Annotated in this window: 16 protein-coding genes, 1 other RNA gene and 1 pseudogene; 12 read left to right on the top strand and 6 right to left on the bottom strand. The window is 44.6% G+C overall.

Annotation, left to right across the window (positions count from 1 at the left end; translation table 11 throughout):
* The 6 genes from Q7J41_RS10040 to ssrA form a co-directional block, all read left to right on the top strand.
* A partial coding sequence (locus tag Q7J41_RS10040; RefSeq protein WP_304887666.1) for a cation diffusion facilitator family transporter occupies positions 1-650 on the top strand: 650 nt, incomplete at its 5' end.
* Between the two features lie 62 nt (positions 651-712).
* The gene (gene miaB, locus Q7J41_RS10045) at positions 713-2,131 is read left to right on the top strand and encodes a tRNA (N6-isopentenyl adenosine(37)-C2)-methylthiotransferase MiaB (protein WP_304887668.1); all 1,419 of its coding nucleotides are present in this window, start codon (positions 713-715) and stop codon (positions 2,129-2,131) included.
* The gene (gene mutS, locus Q7J41_RS10050; protein ID WP_304887670.1) at positions 2,085-4,754 is read left to right on the top strand and encodes a DNA mismatch repair protein MutS; all 2,670 of its coding nucleotides are present in this window, start codon (positions 2,085-2,087) and stop codon (positions 4,752-4,754) included. Before miaB ends, mutS begins: the two co-directional genes overlap by 47 nt.
* Positions 4,744-6,876, top strand: coding sequence for a ribonuclease R (gene rnr / locus Q7J41_RS10055; protein ID WP_304887673.1), 2,133 nt, complete (start codon positions 4,744-4,746; stop codon positions 6,874-6,876). Before mutS ends, rnr begins: the two co-directional genes overlap by 11 nt.
* 52 nt (positions 6,877-6,928) lie before the next feature.
* Positions 6,929-7,387 carry an SsrA-binding protein SmpB gene (gene smpB, locus Q7J41_RS10060; RefSeq protein WP_304887676.1) on the top strand — a complete coding sequence of 153 codons (459 nt, stop codon included), beginning with the start codon at positions 6,929-6,931 and terminating at the stop codon, positions 7,385-7,387.
* A gap of 10 nt (positions 7,388-7,397) precedes the next feature.
* Positions 7,398-7,796: a transfer-messenger RNA gene (gene ssrA / locus Q7J41_RS10065) on the top strand.
* Positions 7,797-8,319: 523 nt separating this feature from the next.
* On the opposite strand, the pseudogene Q7J41_RS17805 reads toward ssrA, so the two are convergent.
* The 3 genes and pseudogenes from Q7J41_RS17805 to Q7J41_RS10080 all read right to left on the bottom strand — a co-directional run.
* Positions 8,320-9,255, bottom strand: a pseudogene (locus Q7J41_RS17805) (recombinase family protein); the annotation flags it as partial.
* 163 nt (positions 9,256-9,418) lie between these two features.
* Positions 9,419-10,339: a hypothetical protein gene (locus Q7J41_RS10075; protein WP_304887680.1), complete on the bottom strand. Its 921-nt coding sequence runs from the start codon at positions 10,337-10,339 to the stop codon at positions 9,419-9,421.
* A 68-nt stretch (positions 10,340-10,407) separates the two neighbouring features.
* Positions 10,408-11,049 carry a LexA family transcriptional regulator gene (locus Q7J41_RS10080; RefSeq protein WP_304887681.1) on the bottom strand — a complete coding sequence of 214 codons (642 nt, stop codon included), beginning with the start codon at positions 11,047-11,049 and terminating at the stop codon, positions 10,408-10,410.
* Positions 11,050-11,206: 157 nt separating this feature from the next.
* Between Q7J41_RS10080 and Q7J41_RS10085 the strand changes: the two genes are divergently transcribed.
* Complete coding sequence (locus Q7J41_RS10085; protein ID WP_304887682.1) at positions 11,207-11,440, top strand: helix-turn-helix transcriptional regulator; 234 nt, start codon at positions 11,207-11,209, stop codon at positions 11,438-11,440.
* 75 nt (positions 11,441-11,515) lie between these two features.
* Positions 11,516-11,653 carry a hypothetical protein gene (locus tag Q7J41_RS10090; protein WP_304887684.1) on the top strand — a complete coding sequence of 46 codons (138 nt, stop codon included), beginning with the start codon at positions 11,516-11,518 and terminating at the stop codon, positions 11,651-11,653.
* A 33-nt stretch (positions 11,654-11,686) separates the two neighbouring features.
* On the opposite strand, the gene Q7J41_RS10095 is transcribed toward Q7J41_RS10090, so the two are convergent.
* Positions 11,687-11,902, bottom strand: coding sequence for a hypothetical protein (locus Q7J41_RS10095; RefSeq protein WP_304887685.1), 216 nt, complete (start codon positions 11,900-11,902; stop codon positions 11,687-11,689).
* A 116-nt stretch (positions 11,903-12,018) separates the two neighbouring features.
* On the opposite strand from Q7J41_RS10095, the gene Q7J41_RS10100 reads away from it, so the two are divergent.
* On the top strand, positions 12,019-12,192 hold the full coding sequence (locus tag Q7J41_RS10100) for a hypothetical protein (RefSeq protein WP_304887686.1): 174 nt from the start codon (positions 12,019-12,021) through the stop codon (positions 12,190-12,192).
* A 12-nt stretch (positions 12,193-12,204) separates the two neighbouring features.
* Positions 12,205-12,600 (top strand): hypothetical protein, encoded by a 396-nt coding sequence (locus Q7J41_RS10105; RefSeq protein ID WP_304887687.1) that lies wholly within the window; start codon positions 12,205-12,207, stop codon positions 12,598-12,600.
* Here the strand turns inward: Q7J41_RS10105 and Q7J41_RS10110 are convergent.
* Positions 12,597-12,788 carry a hypothetical protein gene (locus tag Q7J41_RS10110; RefSeq protein WP_304887689.1) on the bottom strand — a complete coding sequence of 64 codons (192 nt, stop codon included), beginning with the start codon at positions 12,786-12,788 and terminating at the stop codon, positions 12,597-12,599. The genes Q7J41_RS10105 and Q7J41_RS10110 overlap by 4 nt on opposite strands.
* Before the next feature lie 114 nt (positions 12,789-12,902).
* Here Q7J41_RS10110 and Q7J41_RS10115 point away from each other — a divergent pair, with 114 nt between their 5' ends.
* Complete coding sequence (locus Q7J41_RS10115) at positions 12,903-13,247, top strand: hypothetical protein (RefSeq protein WP_304887690.1); 345 nt, start codon at positions 12,903-12,905, stop codon at positions 13,245-13,247.
* Here the strand turns inward: Q7J41_RS10115 and Q7J41_RS10120 are convergent.
* Positions 13,223-13,561: a hypothetical protein gene (locus Q7J41_RS10120; RefSeq protein WP_304887691.1), complete on the bottom strand. Its 339-nt coding sequence runs from the start codon at positions 13,559-13,561 to the stop codon at positions 13,223-13,225. The two genes, Q7J41_RS10115 and Q7J41_RS10120, sit on opposite strands and share 25 nt — an antisense overlap.
* Positions 13,562-13,619: 58 nt before the next feature.
* Between Q7J41_RS10120 and Q7J41_RS10125 the strand changes: the two genes are divergently transcribed.
* A complete protein-coding gene (locus Q7J41_RS10125; RefSeq protein ID WP_304887693.1) occupies positions 13,620-13,787 on the top strand; it encodes a hypothetical protein in 168 nt (55 codons plus the stop codon).
* The last annotated feature ends 302 nt before the right edge of the window (positions 13,788-14,089 follow it).

The following is a 14,089-nucleotide window of genomic DNA, read 5'->3' on the forward strand; positions in this document are numbered from 1 at the left end:
TGGTGGCTACCATTATCACTTATTTGACCGGTTTTGATCTGGATGGCTACATGGGGGTGGTGGTGGCAGTCTTTATCATCATCAGCGGCATCAATCTGGTCCGGGAAACCATCAGTCCCTTATTGGGAACAGCCCCGTCAAATGAACTGGTCGATCAGATTTATAAAAAAATCCTCGGCTATGAGCACATCATCGGGCTTCATGATCTGATGATTCATAATTACGGCGAAAGTAAAATTTATGCCTCCGTACACTGCGAGGTTCCGGCAGAGCTGGACGTACTAATCAGTCACAGCGTCATCGACAAAATTGAGCGGGACTTCCTGAAAGACATGAACATCCATTTGATTATTCATCTGGATCCGGTTATCACCAATGACGAAAAAACCAATGATCTAAAAGAACAGGTGGAACAGACCATTGCCAGGATTTCACCGGACATTCACATCCACGATTTTCGGGTGGTGTGGGGATATAACCATTCCAATCTGATTTTTGATGTGGTGGTGCCCTTTGATGTGGAGTGGAGCGATGAGGAACTGAGTATTATGATCGCCAATGAAATTTACAAAATAAATCCGGCCTATCACGCCGTTATTACCGTCGACTACAACCACTATGTCCCCAATGAGGATGAGTTTTGTGTTTAGTATCGTTAACAGAAATACAATAATTCAATATTTTAGTCAAATCTTAGGAGAATCAAAATAGCATGAGCAAGAAAAAACCTGCAAAACGAATTATCAACAACGCATCCCGAAGCTTTCGGATTTTCACCTTCGGATGTCAGATGAACGAAAACGACTCGGAAAAGATTTCCGGGATGTTAAAAGCCCTGGGCTATGTGGAAGAAATGGATGTCAACAAAGCCGGCCTAGTCATTCTTAATACCTGCTCGGTTCGGGAAAATGCCGATGAACGGGTCTTTGGCAATATCGGCGCCTATAAAACCGTCAAGAAAACCAATCCCGATTTAATTTTAGCCGTCTGCGGCTGTATGATGCAGCAGCCGGAAATCGTTAATCAGATTGTCACCAAATATCCCCAGGTTGATCTGGTTTTTGGTACCCATAATCTGCACCAGTTTCCGGAGCTGCTTAATAACTACATGGTCAACGGCAAACGGCTGGTAGAAGTCTGGGATGATTCAGACACCATTGTGGAAGATCTGCCAGTGGATCGGAAATATCCCTTCAAGGGATTTGTAACGATTATGAATGGCTGTAACAATTTCTGCACCTACTGTATTGTTCCCTACACCCGGGGGCGGGAAGTCAGCCGCCAGCCGGACAAAATTTTTGACGAGGTCAACGCCCTGGTCGCCGATGGCTGTGCTGAGGTGACTCTGTTAGGCCAAAACGTCAATTCCTATGGTAATGACCTCGACGAAACGGTCAATTTCGCCAGTCTGCTCAGGCAACTCAATACCATCGAAAACCTCAAGCGGATTCGCTTTATGACCTCCCATCCCAAAGATCTCAGCGATGCGGTCATCGATGCCATTGCCGCCAGCGATAAGGTTTGCAACTATATTCATCTGCCGATCCAATCCGGCAGCACCCGGGTCTTAAAAGCGATGAACCGCAAATACTCTCAGGATGATATTCTCGACCGGGTCAGGGCAGTGCGGAAAAAAATCCCTGGGGTCGCTATCACCACCGATCTGATTGTGGGCTTTCCCGGCGAAACTGAAGCGGATTTTCAGGAAACCCTCAAAGTCATTGAGCTCTGTCAATTTGATTCAGCCTTTACCTTTTTATATTCAATCCGCACCGGCACCCCGGCAGCCACGATGGCCGACCAGATTGCCGATGAGGTCAAACACGACCGGATCAACCGCTGTCTAGAAGTACTGCATCAGATCAGCCATGATATTAATCAAACCTATCTCGATCAGATGGTGGAAGTGCTGGTCGAAGAACCTAGCCGCAACAACCCCGAACGGATGACTGGCCGAACCCGAACCAGTAAGCTGGTCAATTTTCCCGGCGATCCGGCAGATATCGGCAAACAGGTGATGGTCAAGATCACTGCCGCTAAAACCTTTAGTCTGGATGGCGAAAAAATTGGACAGGAGGACCTCAATGGCGCAGCTCACCCCGATGATGACCCAATACCTGCAAATTCATGAGGAGGTTCCCGATGCCCTCCTTTTCTTTCGTATGGGCGATTTTTATGAAATGTTTTTTGATGATGCCCTGACGGCCTCCCGGGAGCTGGAAATTGCCCTGACCGGCCGCGATTGCGGGCTGGAAGAACGGGCGCCGATGTGTGGGGTACCCCATCATGCGGCCCAGAATTACATCACCCGCCTGGTTGAAAAAGGCTACAAGGTCGCCATCTGTGAGCAGATGGAAGACCCTAAAGAAGCCAAAGGGATTGTCCGCCGGGAAATTATCCGGGTCATTTCGCCAGGCACCATTTCTGAAGGGAAATTACTGGAATCCAAGAAAAACAATTATCTGATGGCCCTGTTTCTGGAAAATAATACCCTGGGCCTGGCTAGTCTGGACGTCTCTACCGGGGATTTTTATGTTACTCAAATCACGGCTAAGACCCGGGAACAATGGCTGTCCCAGCTGTCCGATGAAATCGGGCGGTTACTGCCGGCCGAGGTGATTCTCAATCCGGCACTATTTAAGGATACTCAGGCCCTGGCGATGATCGAAAACAGTTTTGGAATTCTGGCCAGTCTTTACCCGGAAAAATATTTTTCGGTTAAAAATGGCAGCAAGCGGATCACCGATCAGTTTCAGGTCTTTGCCCTGGGCGCCCTGGATCTGGAGCGCCGGGATCATGCCATCGCCGCCGCCGGGGCACTGCTGCTCTATCTGGATGAAACCCAGAAACGGGCCCTGACCCATATTAAGACGATCCGTTATTATAACAGCAAGGATTACATGGTCCTGGATTTATCGACCCGGCGCAATCTGGAGCTGACCCAGACCCTCAGAACCCTGGAAAAAAAGGGCAGCCTGCTAGGCGTGCTGGACAAAACCATCACCGCCATGGGCGGACGAACCCTGCGCCGTTGGGTGGAGGCACCGCTGTTAAATCGTGATGCGATCTTGGAACGACAAGGGGGCGTCTTGGCTTTTTACAGCAACGCCGCTCATCTGCCGGCGTTTAAAACGATTATGACCAAGGTTTATGATCTGGAACGGCTCTGTGGTAAACTGGCCTTTGGGACCATTAATCCCCGGGATTTACTGGCGCTGAAACAATCGCTGGGGGCGCTGCCGCGGATCCAGGATTTTGTGGCGCTACTGGGCTCAGAAAAACTGCGCAGTTTGTTTGATCACGATGAATTACTCACCGATGTCTGGGAGCAGATTGACAAGTCCATCGACGAGCAGGCGCCGATTGTATTAAAAGACGGCCATGTGATCAAAACCGGCTTTCATCAGGAAATTGACGAATTTCGGGAAGCGGCCGAAAAGGGTCAGGACTGGATCCGCGATCTGGAATGCCGGGAACGCGAACGCACTGGCATTAAAAACCTGAAAGTGAAATATAATCGCATTTTTGGGTATTTTATTGAGGTAACCAAAAGTAACTTTGACCAGGTCCCGGAAGACTATATCCGCAAACAGACCCTGGCCAATGCCGAACGCTATTTTACCCCGGAGCTGAAAGAAATGGAAAACAAGATTCTCGGGGCCCAGGAGGGCTTGCTCCGCTGTGAAACCCAGGTGTTTCAGGAAATCCGTGACGGTTTGCTGGCTGAAATCCCGCGCATTCAGCAAAAAGCCCGGGAAGTGGCCGAGCTTGACGCCATTTATGCGCTGGCTACCGTGGCCCTGCAGAATCGCTACGTTTGCCCGGAAATTATGGAAGATGACACCCTGATGATCCAAAACGGCCGTCATCCGGTGGTGGAGGACATGATTGGTACTAACCATTTTATCGGCAACGATTGCCTGCTCAATCAGGATGACCAGCGGATGCTGATCATCACCGGGCCCAATATGGCCGGTAAGTCGACCTTTATTCGGCAGGTGGCGATTATTACCCTGATGGCCCAGATCGGCTCCTTTGTGCCAGCGGATGCCGCGGCCATTGGGGTGGTCGATCGGATTTTCACCCGGGTCGGGGCCAGTGACGATCTGGCCAGCGGTCAGAGTACCTTTATGGTGGAAATGACTGAGGTGGCTAATATTTTAAAAAATGCCACCAGCCGCAGTCTGGTGATTCTGGACGAAATCGGCCGGGGGACTTCCACCTTTGACGGCATCAGCATTGCCTGGGCAGTGGTGGAATATCTCCATAACGAAGACAGTATCGGGGCCAAAACCTTGTTTGCCACCCATTACCATGAGTTGACCGAACTGGAGACCCTGAAATCAGGAATCAAAAATTTCAGCATCCGGCTCAAAGAGACCCCCGACGGGGTGATCTTCCTACGAAAAATCATTCCCGGCCCAGCCGACCAGAGCTACGGCATCGAAGTGGCCAAGCTGGCCGGTTTTCCGGCCGGGGTGACCCGGCGGGCTCAGGAAATTCTCGGCCATCTGGAATCTGGCGAAGATACCTACCGGCAGGAGTTGCTGGTGGCAGAACCGACTGTTTTATCTGGTGGCAAAGGTGCTCAACTGAACTTTTTTGATGTTGCTAAAGCCATGACCGCCGAGGAAGAAGCTGCCCTCGGCGTGATCCGGGAAATGAATATAAACGAAATGAGTCCCATCGAAGTTATGAATGAAATCGACCAATTGCGTAAAAAACTAAATGATCGGAGAAAATATGAAAACTAAAGAATTAAAACGAATTGTCAAGCGTTTAATGAATGACAAAAAGTATAAGAATATGACCTTTGATCAATTATCAGACTTTATCGGACTGTCAAAAAAGAAAGACCGGCAGATGCTGTCTCATGTCCTCAAAGAGCTGGAAATAAAAGCCAGAGTAGCAAAAGATCAAAATGGCGGGTACCAGAAAACCGATGATTCACCTAAAATCGTGGGGGTCCTGCGCGGTAACCAGCGGGGCTTCGGCTTTGTTATACCCGACTATACGATTTTTTCCGAAGACGTCTTTATTCCCGAAAAGTACCTCCATGGCGCCCTCGATATGGATACGGTGTGGGTCCGCTTAACGTCCAAGCCCGGTGAAAAAAGACCGGAAGGGGAAGTGGTGGAAATCATTGACCGGGGTCATAAAAAAATCATCGGCCGATATGAAAAAGGCAAGGGCTTCGGCTTTGTGGTACCGGATAATGATCGGCTCTGTAAGGATATTTTTATTCCCGAACGACACGGCAAGAAGGCTGTTAATGGTGATAAAGTGGTTACCCAGATTGTCTCCTGGTCGGATAAAGGAAAAAACCCGGAAGGGGAAATTCTAGAAATTCTGGGCAACGAGGATGAACCGGGTATCGATATTCTTTCGGTTTTAAAAGAATATGATATTCCGATGGATTTCGCCCATGAAGTCGAACGGGAAACCAATCAATTAAGCGACCGGATCAGCCCTGATGAACTGGAAAAACGCAAGGATCTCCGAGACGAGCGGATCTTTACCATTGACGGGGATGATGCCAAGGATTATGATGACGCCGTCTCGATCCATAAAAAGAAAAACGGGAACTTCGGGTTGGGGGTTCATATTGCCGATGTCAGCCATTATGTCCGTCAGGGCAGTGAGATTGATGTGTCCGCCCTAGACCGTGGAACCAGCGTCTATGTGGTGGATCGGGTCGTGCCGATGCTGCCCTTCAAGCTTTCCAATGACGTCTGCAGTCTGGTGCCGAACAAAGACCGGCTGACCTTCAGCTGTGAAATGGAAATTGATAAAAATGGCCAGGTGGTTGATTATGAAATTTTTAAATCGGTGATCTGTTCCAAGGCAAGAATGACTTACAAAAAAGTCGATGCCTTACTGGAAGACCGGATCGATAAGGCTGCGGATCTCAAACCGTTTCGTAGCGATCTGGTATTGATGGAGGAGCTCCACGAAATTCTGCGCATCAAGCGGCGGTTAAACCGGGGCGCCATCAATTTCGATTTTCCTGAAGCCAAGATTTTATTGGATAAACAGGGTTTTCCCGAGGAGATCATCATCGATGAACGACTAATCTCCCATCGGATCATTGAAGAGTTTATGCTAGTCTGCAACGAAACCATTGCCGAGCACGTTTCCAAACTAGACGCGCCCTTTATTTTCAGGAATCATCCCGAACCCCATCCCGAAAAGCTGGCGGCCTTCCGCACCTTTATCAATCGCTATGGCTTTAAGCTGGGGAAAAATGATGATCTAGTGCCATCCGGTCACGACTTCCAGCAACTGGTGTCCGATGTCGCCGGCAAAAATGAAGAACGGGTGATCACCCTACTGATGCTGCGAACCATGCAGCAGGCCGTTTATGAAGGTCATAATCTGGGTCACTATGCCCTGGGCGCAAGCTTTTACACCCACTTTACCTCGCCGATCCGCCGTTACCCGGATCTCTTTGTCCACCGCTATCTGGCCAAGGCGATTACCGGCAAAATCAATAAAAAGTCTTTAGATTATCTGGAGGCGAATATTGAAGCGATAGCCAGACATGCCTCCGAAACAGAGCGTCGGGCTGAAAACATCGAGCGGGAAATCACCAAGCTCAAGATGACCGAATACATGACCCGACATATTGGCGAAGAATTTACTGGCCGGATCAGCGGTGTTACCTCTTTCGGATTTTTTGTCGAGCTGGAAAGTACCATCGAAGGCCTGGTGCGGCTCCAGGATCTAAAGGATGATTTCTATAACTATGATCCCGAGCTGCATCAACATATTGGCGAGCATCGGGGGAAAATATTCAGACTGGGCCAGGAAATCAGAATAAAAGTGGCAAAAGCCGATGTGAGTTCCAAACAGATCGATTTTGAACCTATTGAATAATTAAGAAAACTATGCTATAATAAAAAACTAGCTAAGAACAGAGGAGTTGCGCATGGGAGAAAATATTAAGATTGTGGCCAAAAACCGAAAAGCACGTCATGATTTTACCATTGAAGATACCTATGAGGTAGGTCTGGTTTTATCCGGGACGGAAGTGAAATCGATCCGTGGCGGAAAAGTCAGCCTGAAGGAAAGTTTTGCCGATGTTTACAATGGTGAGATTTTTGTTTATCAGATGCATATTGATCCTTATGAGCAGGGGAATATTTACAATAAAGATCCTTTGCGCGTCCGTAAGCTCTTGTTGCATAAACAGCAGATCCGCAAACTAATCGGGCTGAAGCAACGGGAAGGCTACACTCTGGTACCACTGACCCTTTACTTTAAGGATGGTCGGGTTAAAATGGAACTGGCACTGGCCAAAGGCAAGAAGCTTTATGATAAGCGTCACGCCATTGCCGAGCGGGATTCAGACCGGCGGATTCAAAAAAGTATGCGGCATAGTGGCTAGTTAATTATTTGGGGGCGTACTGGTTTCGACGGGGGTTTTGAAGCTTGAGTAGCGAGTCGATGTTGCTGATCATCGTAAAAAGTGGCGCATAAATATAAACGCAAAAACAGAAAAAAGTTACGGGTTAGCTTTAGCAGCGTAATACGCTCTAAAGTTTAATACTAAGACTTCGCAGCATAATTAATGCTGCACGCCTCCCATCTCAACCTGTGGTTTTGGGTTTCGGCGTTCATTGAAGCAGGGAACCGTTTTGGGTAGTGCCTCGCACTCTTAACGATCAAGAGGCTGGTTCCTCTTTTTCTATGTCATTGGAGAAAGAGGGGAATGAGAAAATAAACAATGACTGCACTCGGAGAAGCTCCTGTGAATGGATTTTCGGACAGGGGTTCGACTCCCCTCGCCTCCACCAAACAAGAATTAGACGAACACTCAGCGAATGCCGGTTTACCGTCATTGTTGGTGTAGTTGTAAGCGATACTGATTTGATCACCGTCGATCAAAACGGAATTGATTAAAGAATTGATCAACCGGACATTATTTTCAGGATTACTATAATCCAGCTTTGTGAAGTTGTTCAAAAACCACATGACCGCATCCTTTGTGATTGTCGGTCTTTTTATTTGCTCCCGGGAAATAAGAACAGAGAAGTTATTGACATCCCGCTCCAATGCTTCCAGGCGCTGCTTAGTGGATGGGGTAAAGATTCCTTCTTCGATGGCCCGGAGCATGTTTTCAATTTTCTTTTCCGCATCAGCCCGATCACAGATCAATTTTGAAAGATAGGGGGATTCACTCTTGTCCTTGCAGAGCTTAACAATGTTATCTGCTATTTTTTCGATATGATCCGGGGTCAGCACATATTCAAGGGTCGTCTTTATGATCATTTCTTCCAGCTTTTCTTTCCGGATCCGTTTTGCCTTACACCCTTTTTTCCGCTTGTTATTTCCACAAACATAGTAATGATAGGTGGTACCGTTCTTACTGGTCCCGCTGTCACCACAATAGGTTTCACCACACTCTTTGCAAAATACTTTTCCTGTCAAGATAAAACAAACATCATTGTCCTTTTTAGTTTTAATTTTACGGTATTTCATACTCGTATTCTCCAATCTACTCTGAACCCGGTAAAACAAATCTTTATCAATCATCGGTGGGATAGTATCCTCAAGACGAATGTCCAGGCACTTATAAACCCCGATATACTTTTCATTACTCAGCATCGGCCGCAGAGTGTTTTTATTGAACTTTGTTCCACGGCTGGTCTTAATCCCCCGACCATTCATGATCTCACAGATATCCGCAAAGCTATAACCATTGTCGTAAAGCGTGAAGATCTCAACCACGATGGGCCGCAGCTCCTCAATGACTTCGAAACCCTTGTCAGATCCGATCCGGTACCCGAAAGCAATATTGCCACCGGTGGATTTGCCCTTCGCAGCATTAGAGCGCATGCCACGGCGAATATCCCGGGAGAGGTTCAGACTGTAATATTCGGCCAGCCCTTCCATTAACGATTCGATTAAAACCCCCTCGGGGCCATCGGGAATATTTTCTTTAACACTTTTAATTACAACACCGTTCTTGCGAAGCTTAGCCCGATTGATGGCCATCTCTTCACGATTCCGGCCAAAGCGATCAAGCTTCCAGACCAGTACCGTCTCAAAGTGTTTTTTCCCGCTGTCCTTAAGCATCTGCCGGAACCCGTCACGATTATCGTTAGTGCCGGTCTTTGCCCGGTCAACATAAGAGTCAAGGATGTGGATGTTATTATCTTTGGCATACTGGGCGCAGCATTCGATCTGGCCCTCAATGGATTCTTCACGCTGGTTGTCGGAGCTGTAGCGCGCATAGATCACAGCTGTTTGCATTTTTATTACCTCCTGATTATTCGGGCGTAAAAAAATGCCCGGTAGTTGTAAAACTCCGGGACATGAAGTATAATATTTATGAAGTGTATACTGTGGTTATATCCCGGTATATGTAAAGCCGTTCTCATGTTCGTAGCATGAGGGCGGTTTTTTATTTTTGATTTTATTGGACTGGTAATTTAAAGGTTGCTTTATGATTTCCTGATCCATCTTCGTACACTTCAACATTTACTGTTATTTCAGAGCTAACATTGTTTAAACCAAACGCAACCTGGTTACCTACACTCTTTGTACCAACCGGAGCAGATTTGGGATATTTTAAATCTGGCAGACTATAAGAATCACCGAGAACTTTATTAGAATCGATTGCCGTTAGATTTGTGACACTAAAATCACTGGTACCTTTTTCGAATCCGATATTTTCATATTCATAAGTTAAAATTACGACCTGAGGCTTATCCCCGGAATACTCACTCCGTTCAGTAGTATTTATAGCTGAGTTAAACACTACTGAAAACGAACCATCAATGGTCCATGGCTCACCAAGTCCATACACTTTACTGCTTTCCGTCGAATCAGTTTTACCTTCCTCACCGGTATATTGTGGTCTACCGTTTACTTGCAATGTTTTAAAAGCGTTTTCATAGTCTTCGGCCTGTTCTGGTGATAGTTTGCCGTCTATCCTTAGATATACATTTTCGAACAAATAACTGTATTGGAAAAAAGGTCCAGGATCGTCGGTGATGCCAGAAACGTAATCATAACGCTTTTTTGCATCGGAAGCATTGTTGAAAACTTCCACTGTTCCCCCAACAGGATTATCTACGCTATACTGGTCTGCTCTGGTGTCGGCAAAATTTGTCTTACTCGTGTACTGATTGGGTCTACCCAAAAAATGATTTACGTCAGTTTCCGCTGTGTAAGTAATAACATTATCAATAGGGAAGCCAGCATCAATGAATGCTTGAACCACTTGCTCTGCCGTCATTGTTGTCAATTCGCTTTTGGGGGCAGACGGACCGCACCCACTCATCATAAATACCGCGGCAGCAACCACAAGTACAACTAAGATCTTTCTTTTCATAACAACTTACCTCCTGAATAAGATAAATTTATTATACGCCATGCAACAAAGTTTTCAAACAGTAATTATTAGAATTTACCACGCAGCTCAACGACTTTACCGATAATACCGACGGGAAGGGTTTTGACTTCATCACATGTAAAAAACCTAGGAGGATATGCTTGATTGATGGAAATTAGAGATAGGCCGTTTTGATGCATGACAACTTTTTTAACAGTAGCATCCGTTCCATTTACAGTTACTACAGCAATTTCGCCGTTTTCGACAGTTTCTTGTTTTCGCACAACAACAACATCTTTTTCAACCATCCTGGGTGACATGCTGTCGCCCGAAATCTCCAGGCAAAAAAAATCGCCAGTTCGCGCAAGCTCTTCAGAGATCTCCTCATAATCAATAATATCCTCTACAGCTTCGATAGGGATACCCGCGGCAACTTTTCCTAAAACTGGAATTTTAACGCCTTTTGATTTTTGAGATTTAATTTCTTCCCAACCCATTAAAAAGGCTGGGTCTACTTTTAGAGCGTTAGCTACGATTTCTAATTTATCGAGCGGCATGTTTTTAATTGAGCCAGTCTCATATCTTTGTAAAGTAGACTTACTCAGACCTGTTTTATCGGCTAGGTCTTGATAAGAAATATCAAGTTCAACTCGCCTATTTTTTAAACGTTCCATTATATCTTTCATCAAACTAGTGTTATTCTCATTCATTACACAGCACCCCCGTTGATTTTTATTATATACTATTTTTTCATAAGTGCAACAAATATTTTAATAATTTTGAAATATTGTTGCATATTTGACTTGACAGTTAAATATGCGCGTGATAATATTTAGATATCCCAAATACGCAACGGAGGTGATAAACATGGATGCGAATAAATTAAAGGGGTTGATGGTTGAGAAAAAATATACGCAGTCGAAGTTGTCTAGAGAACTTGGATTGAGTGTGCAATCTTTGAATGCAAAGCTTAATGGGCGCAATCAGTTTACGTTAGATGAAGTTGTTGAGATTTCGAAGATTCTAAACATCGAAGATCCGAGAGATATTTTTTTTACTAGAATCGTCCCAAATACGCAACGAAAGCCGCGTGCTAGCTGAGTTTAGAATGCAAACACCAACCGAGTCAACCAAGCGAAACGACATGAACGATCAAACTGGAAGGAGGTGAAGAGGATGGAAGTGAAAAACGCCATTAGAAAAATGAGACGTGAATTGGAAAAGGAAGGAAAGAAAGTTAATTACATCGTGGAAATTGAAAAAGATGGAAAAGTCATAAGAACGATTAGAAGTAGAAAAGAGCCATCAAAATAAAACGATGGCCCCAGGGTTAATAAAACGATGCAATTAATCCTCTTTGTAGGTTGGCGAAATATCAAGATGCTCAAGCTCGTAAAAATCTACACAAACACCATGCCCGTCATAAGCATCGAATGAAATACAAGCAGGCAATTCAGCGTCAGTTTTATCGGCTTCAACTTCATTCATTTCAACATATTCATAACCGCTATCGAGAATGTCTTGAGCCATTTTCAAGAGGTCGGTTGTTTTAACAATAACCATAACTATACTCCTTTCAGTTATTTCAGCCGGTGGCGGCTGATGTATCTATTATAAGGAGTTGAGGAAAAAGAAACAAGCGCTTTGAAGAAAAAATAAACTGAAAGGAGGTGAAGAGGATGCCGTATATTAGAACAAACGTGATTGCACCAGCGGGCGTTACCATTGAGCGATATCACAGATCAAGAAAAGGAAACGACGCTGAAAAGAAGCTACATCAAATGATTAGCAAAAATTTCAATAGCGAAGGTGAAGTCAAACTTAAACTACAATATGTTACTAATGAAAAATGAGGTAAAGAAAAAATGCAAGGATTAAAAATAAAGGTTGATTCATCAAACCTGAAAGAAGTAATTGAAAAATTAAATCAGGCAGTGATGCTTGCGAATGAATTAAAAGAATTGCTTGATTCAAATGGAGAGTTAAAAAAAATGTCGGAAGATGATTGCGAAGCGTTCAAAAAAGGAAAAATAACAATCAATGAAATGCGAAAGAAACATGGGCTGGAACCGCTTCATGGAGGTGATGAAAAACTTACTGCTGTGAAAAAAGAAATCAAAGACATGACTGAAAAAGAGATTCTCCGCCAACAGCTGGAACTATTAGCGGAGATTTCGGTAACAAATGCTTATGACAATTTGGGACAAGTTTGCTCAGCAATGGTGGAAATTTGCGAAGCGATAAAAAAAATTGAAACCTAAAAACTTGGAAGCATTTGCGGTTTGGCAGATAGGTGCTTTTTCTCTTGTGCCTTAATCCGGTCATAGACCTTGTAGTACTCATCAACAAAGTCTTCGGGGGTAAGTGATTTAACACCGTGATGCTCAAGGTATAAGAGTGTAAGTGCCTCTAATTTATTAGAGGGGAATACAGGTTTATAGTTCGACATAGCTATTCTCCTTTCAATTTATTTCAGCGGGCATGGCTGATAAATTAAGTATAGGAGAATGAAGAGGGTCAAGCAAGAGTAAAAAAGTAGTTGAACTGGGAGGAGGAAAATCGCATGAACCAAATATCAACAAAAGCCATATCGAACCTAAACAATGTCCCAAAGCCCGAATGGCCAGCTATTTACCACAATCTCAATAGTTGGAAATGGGATGACAGGTTAGGAGTTAAACCGGAACACTGGGATAGCATCCCGGAATTTTACAGGGGGCATTTTAGAAGTGTTAAAAACTTCATTTTAAACAACAGGTATAAGATCTTGAGACCGGTCATGAACTACATAAGACTATATGTCGGTGAAAGAGAACTGCTGCACTACAATTACGTTGTTGTTTTAGGAAAAACAGAAGATGAATTTAGGGGGTTTCTAGATGACTATTTATTGGAAAACAAAGAATAAATCAAAACTCCGAACGTTGATAATGCCGTAACAATACCACTTATTGTGACAACCCATTGGTGCAGTAGTCTTGAGCGCCGTTCTCTTAAGAATTCTTCTCCATCAGGAGATATTTTATAACCGAGTGTTATTGGTGTATTACCAGGTTCACCAGCAACCGAAACTTCTGAAATGTATTTCAATCCCCTCAATTTACTAAATTGAGGGCCAGACTGGCAATGACCATCATGCCCAGTAAAAATATTAATATCATACTCAGTTAGCAAACTAACTTTATTTAATTTTTTAAGTAATTTTAGTGATGTTTTATCCATACGATTCAACTCCTTTTATGGGAGATTATAACATATTTCGGGATAGAAAGGAGCAACAATGAAACCAAAACCCAAAATCAGTGATGACTTATTAAAAGAAGTCGCATTTTCATTCTTCCAGGAAATGAATTCCGATGATTCATGGATTAAACAATATGAAAAAGAAACCGGAAAGAGTGCCTATGAGGTGCCGGAGATCGAGGAAAGGAAAACCCAATGGAAGTAGTAAATTGCGCAAAATGCAAAAATAGAATTGGAAATCACTGCAAAGATCTTGATACGCGGCTTGATTTAAAGCAATTCGACAAAGAATTGGTGTTTGAAAGACCGGAGAACTGCCCGGGGGGAGAGCGAAAAAATGATTAAATTTTTAAATAATCCCCATGCATGGGTGGTAGAAGCTGCTGAAAAAGTTTCGCCAGGAATATCGGCGGAAGTTGTGTTTTACGATAGAGAGCAATGGCGAAAGGCATTTGACCACCACGCATGGGGAGTAACGATATTCCCGGATGACGGAACGGAGCCATT

Origin of the sequence: Acetobacterium sp. (assembly GCF_030652775.1) — a bacterium.
Lineage (GTDB): Bacteria > Bacillota > Clostridia > Eubacteriales > Eubacteriaceae > Acetobacterium.

What these genes read in the sequence shown, in the direction of transcription:
- Q7J41_RS10110 (WP_304887689.1), bottom strand. Translation starts at nt 12,788, where the DNA reads ATGTCGAACTATAAACCTGTATTCCCCTCTAATAAATTAGAGGCACTT.
- Q7J41_RS10105 (WP_304887687.1), top strand. Translation starts at nt 12,205, where the DNA reads ATGCAAGGATTAAAAATAAAGGTTGATTCATCAAACCTGAAAGAAGTA.
- Q7J41_RS10075 (WP_304887680.1), bottom strand. Translation starts at nt 10,339, where the DNA reads ATGAAAAGAAAGATCTTAGTTGTACTTGTGGTTGCTGCCGCGGTATTT.
- Q7J41_RS10090 (WP_304887684.1), top strand. Translation starts at nt 11,516, where the DNA reads ATGGAAGTGAAAAACGCCATTAGAAAAATGAGACGTGAATTGGAAAAG.
- Q7J41_RS10080 (WP_304887681.1), bottom strand. Translation starts at nt 11,049, where the DNA reads ATGAATGAGAATAACACTAGTTTGATGAAAGATATAATGGAACGTTTA.
- Q7J41_RS10100 (WP_304887686.1), top strand. Translation starts at nt 12,019, where the DNA reads ATGCCGTATATTAGAACAAACGTGATTGCACCAGCGGGCGTTACCATT.
- smpB (WP_304887676.1), top strand. Translation starts at nt 6,929, where the DNA reads ATGGGAGAAAATATTAAGATTGTGGCCAAAAACCGAAAAGCACGTCAT.
- miaB (WP_304887668.1), top strand. Translation starts at nt 713, where the DNA reads ATGAGCAAGAAAAAACCTGCAAAACGAATTATCAACAACGCATCCCGA.
- Q7J41_RS10115 (WP_304887690.1), top strand. Translation starts at nt 12,903, where the DNA reads ATGAACCAAATATCAACAAAAGCCATATCGAACCTAAACAATGTCCCA.
- rnr (WP_304887673.1), top strand. Translation starts at nt 4,744, where the DNA reads ATGAAAACTAAAGAATTAAAACGAATTGTCAAGCGTTTAATGAATGAC.
- Q7J41_RS10095 (WP_304887685.1), bottom strand. Translation starts at nt 11,902, where the DNA reads ATGGTTATTGTTAAAACAACCGACCTCTTGAAAATGGCTCAAGACATT.
- Q7J41_RS10120 (WP_304887691.1), bottom strand. Translation starts at nt 13,561, where the DNA reads ATGGATAAAACATCACTAAAATTACTTAAAAAATTAAATAAAGTTAGT.
- Q7J41_RS10085 (WP_304887682.1), top strand. Translation starts at nt 11,207, where the DNA reads ATGGATGCGAATAAATTAAAGGGGTTGATGGTTGAGAAAAAATATACG.
- mutS (WP_304887670.1), top strand. Translation starts at nt 2,085, where the DNA reads ATGGCGCAGCTCACCCCGATGATGACCCAATACCTGCAAATTCATGAG.
- Q7J41_RS10125 (WP_304887693.1), top strand. Translation starts at nt 13,620, where the DNA reads ATGAAACCAAAACCCAAAATCAGTGATGACTTATTAAAAGAAGTCGCA.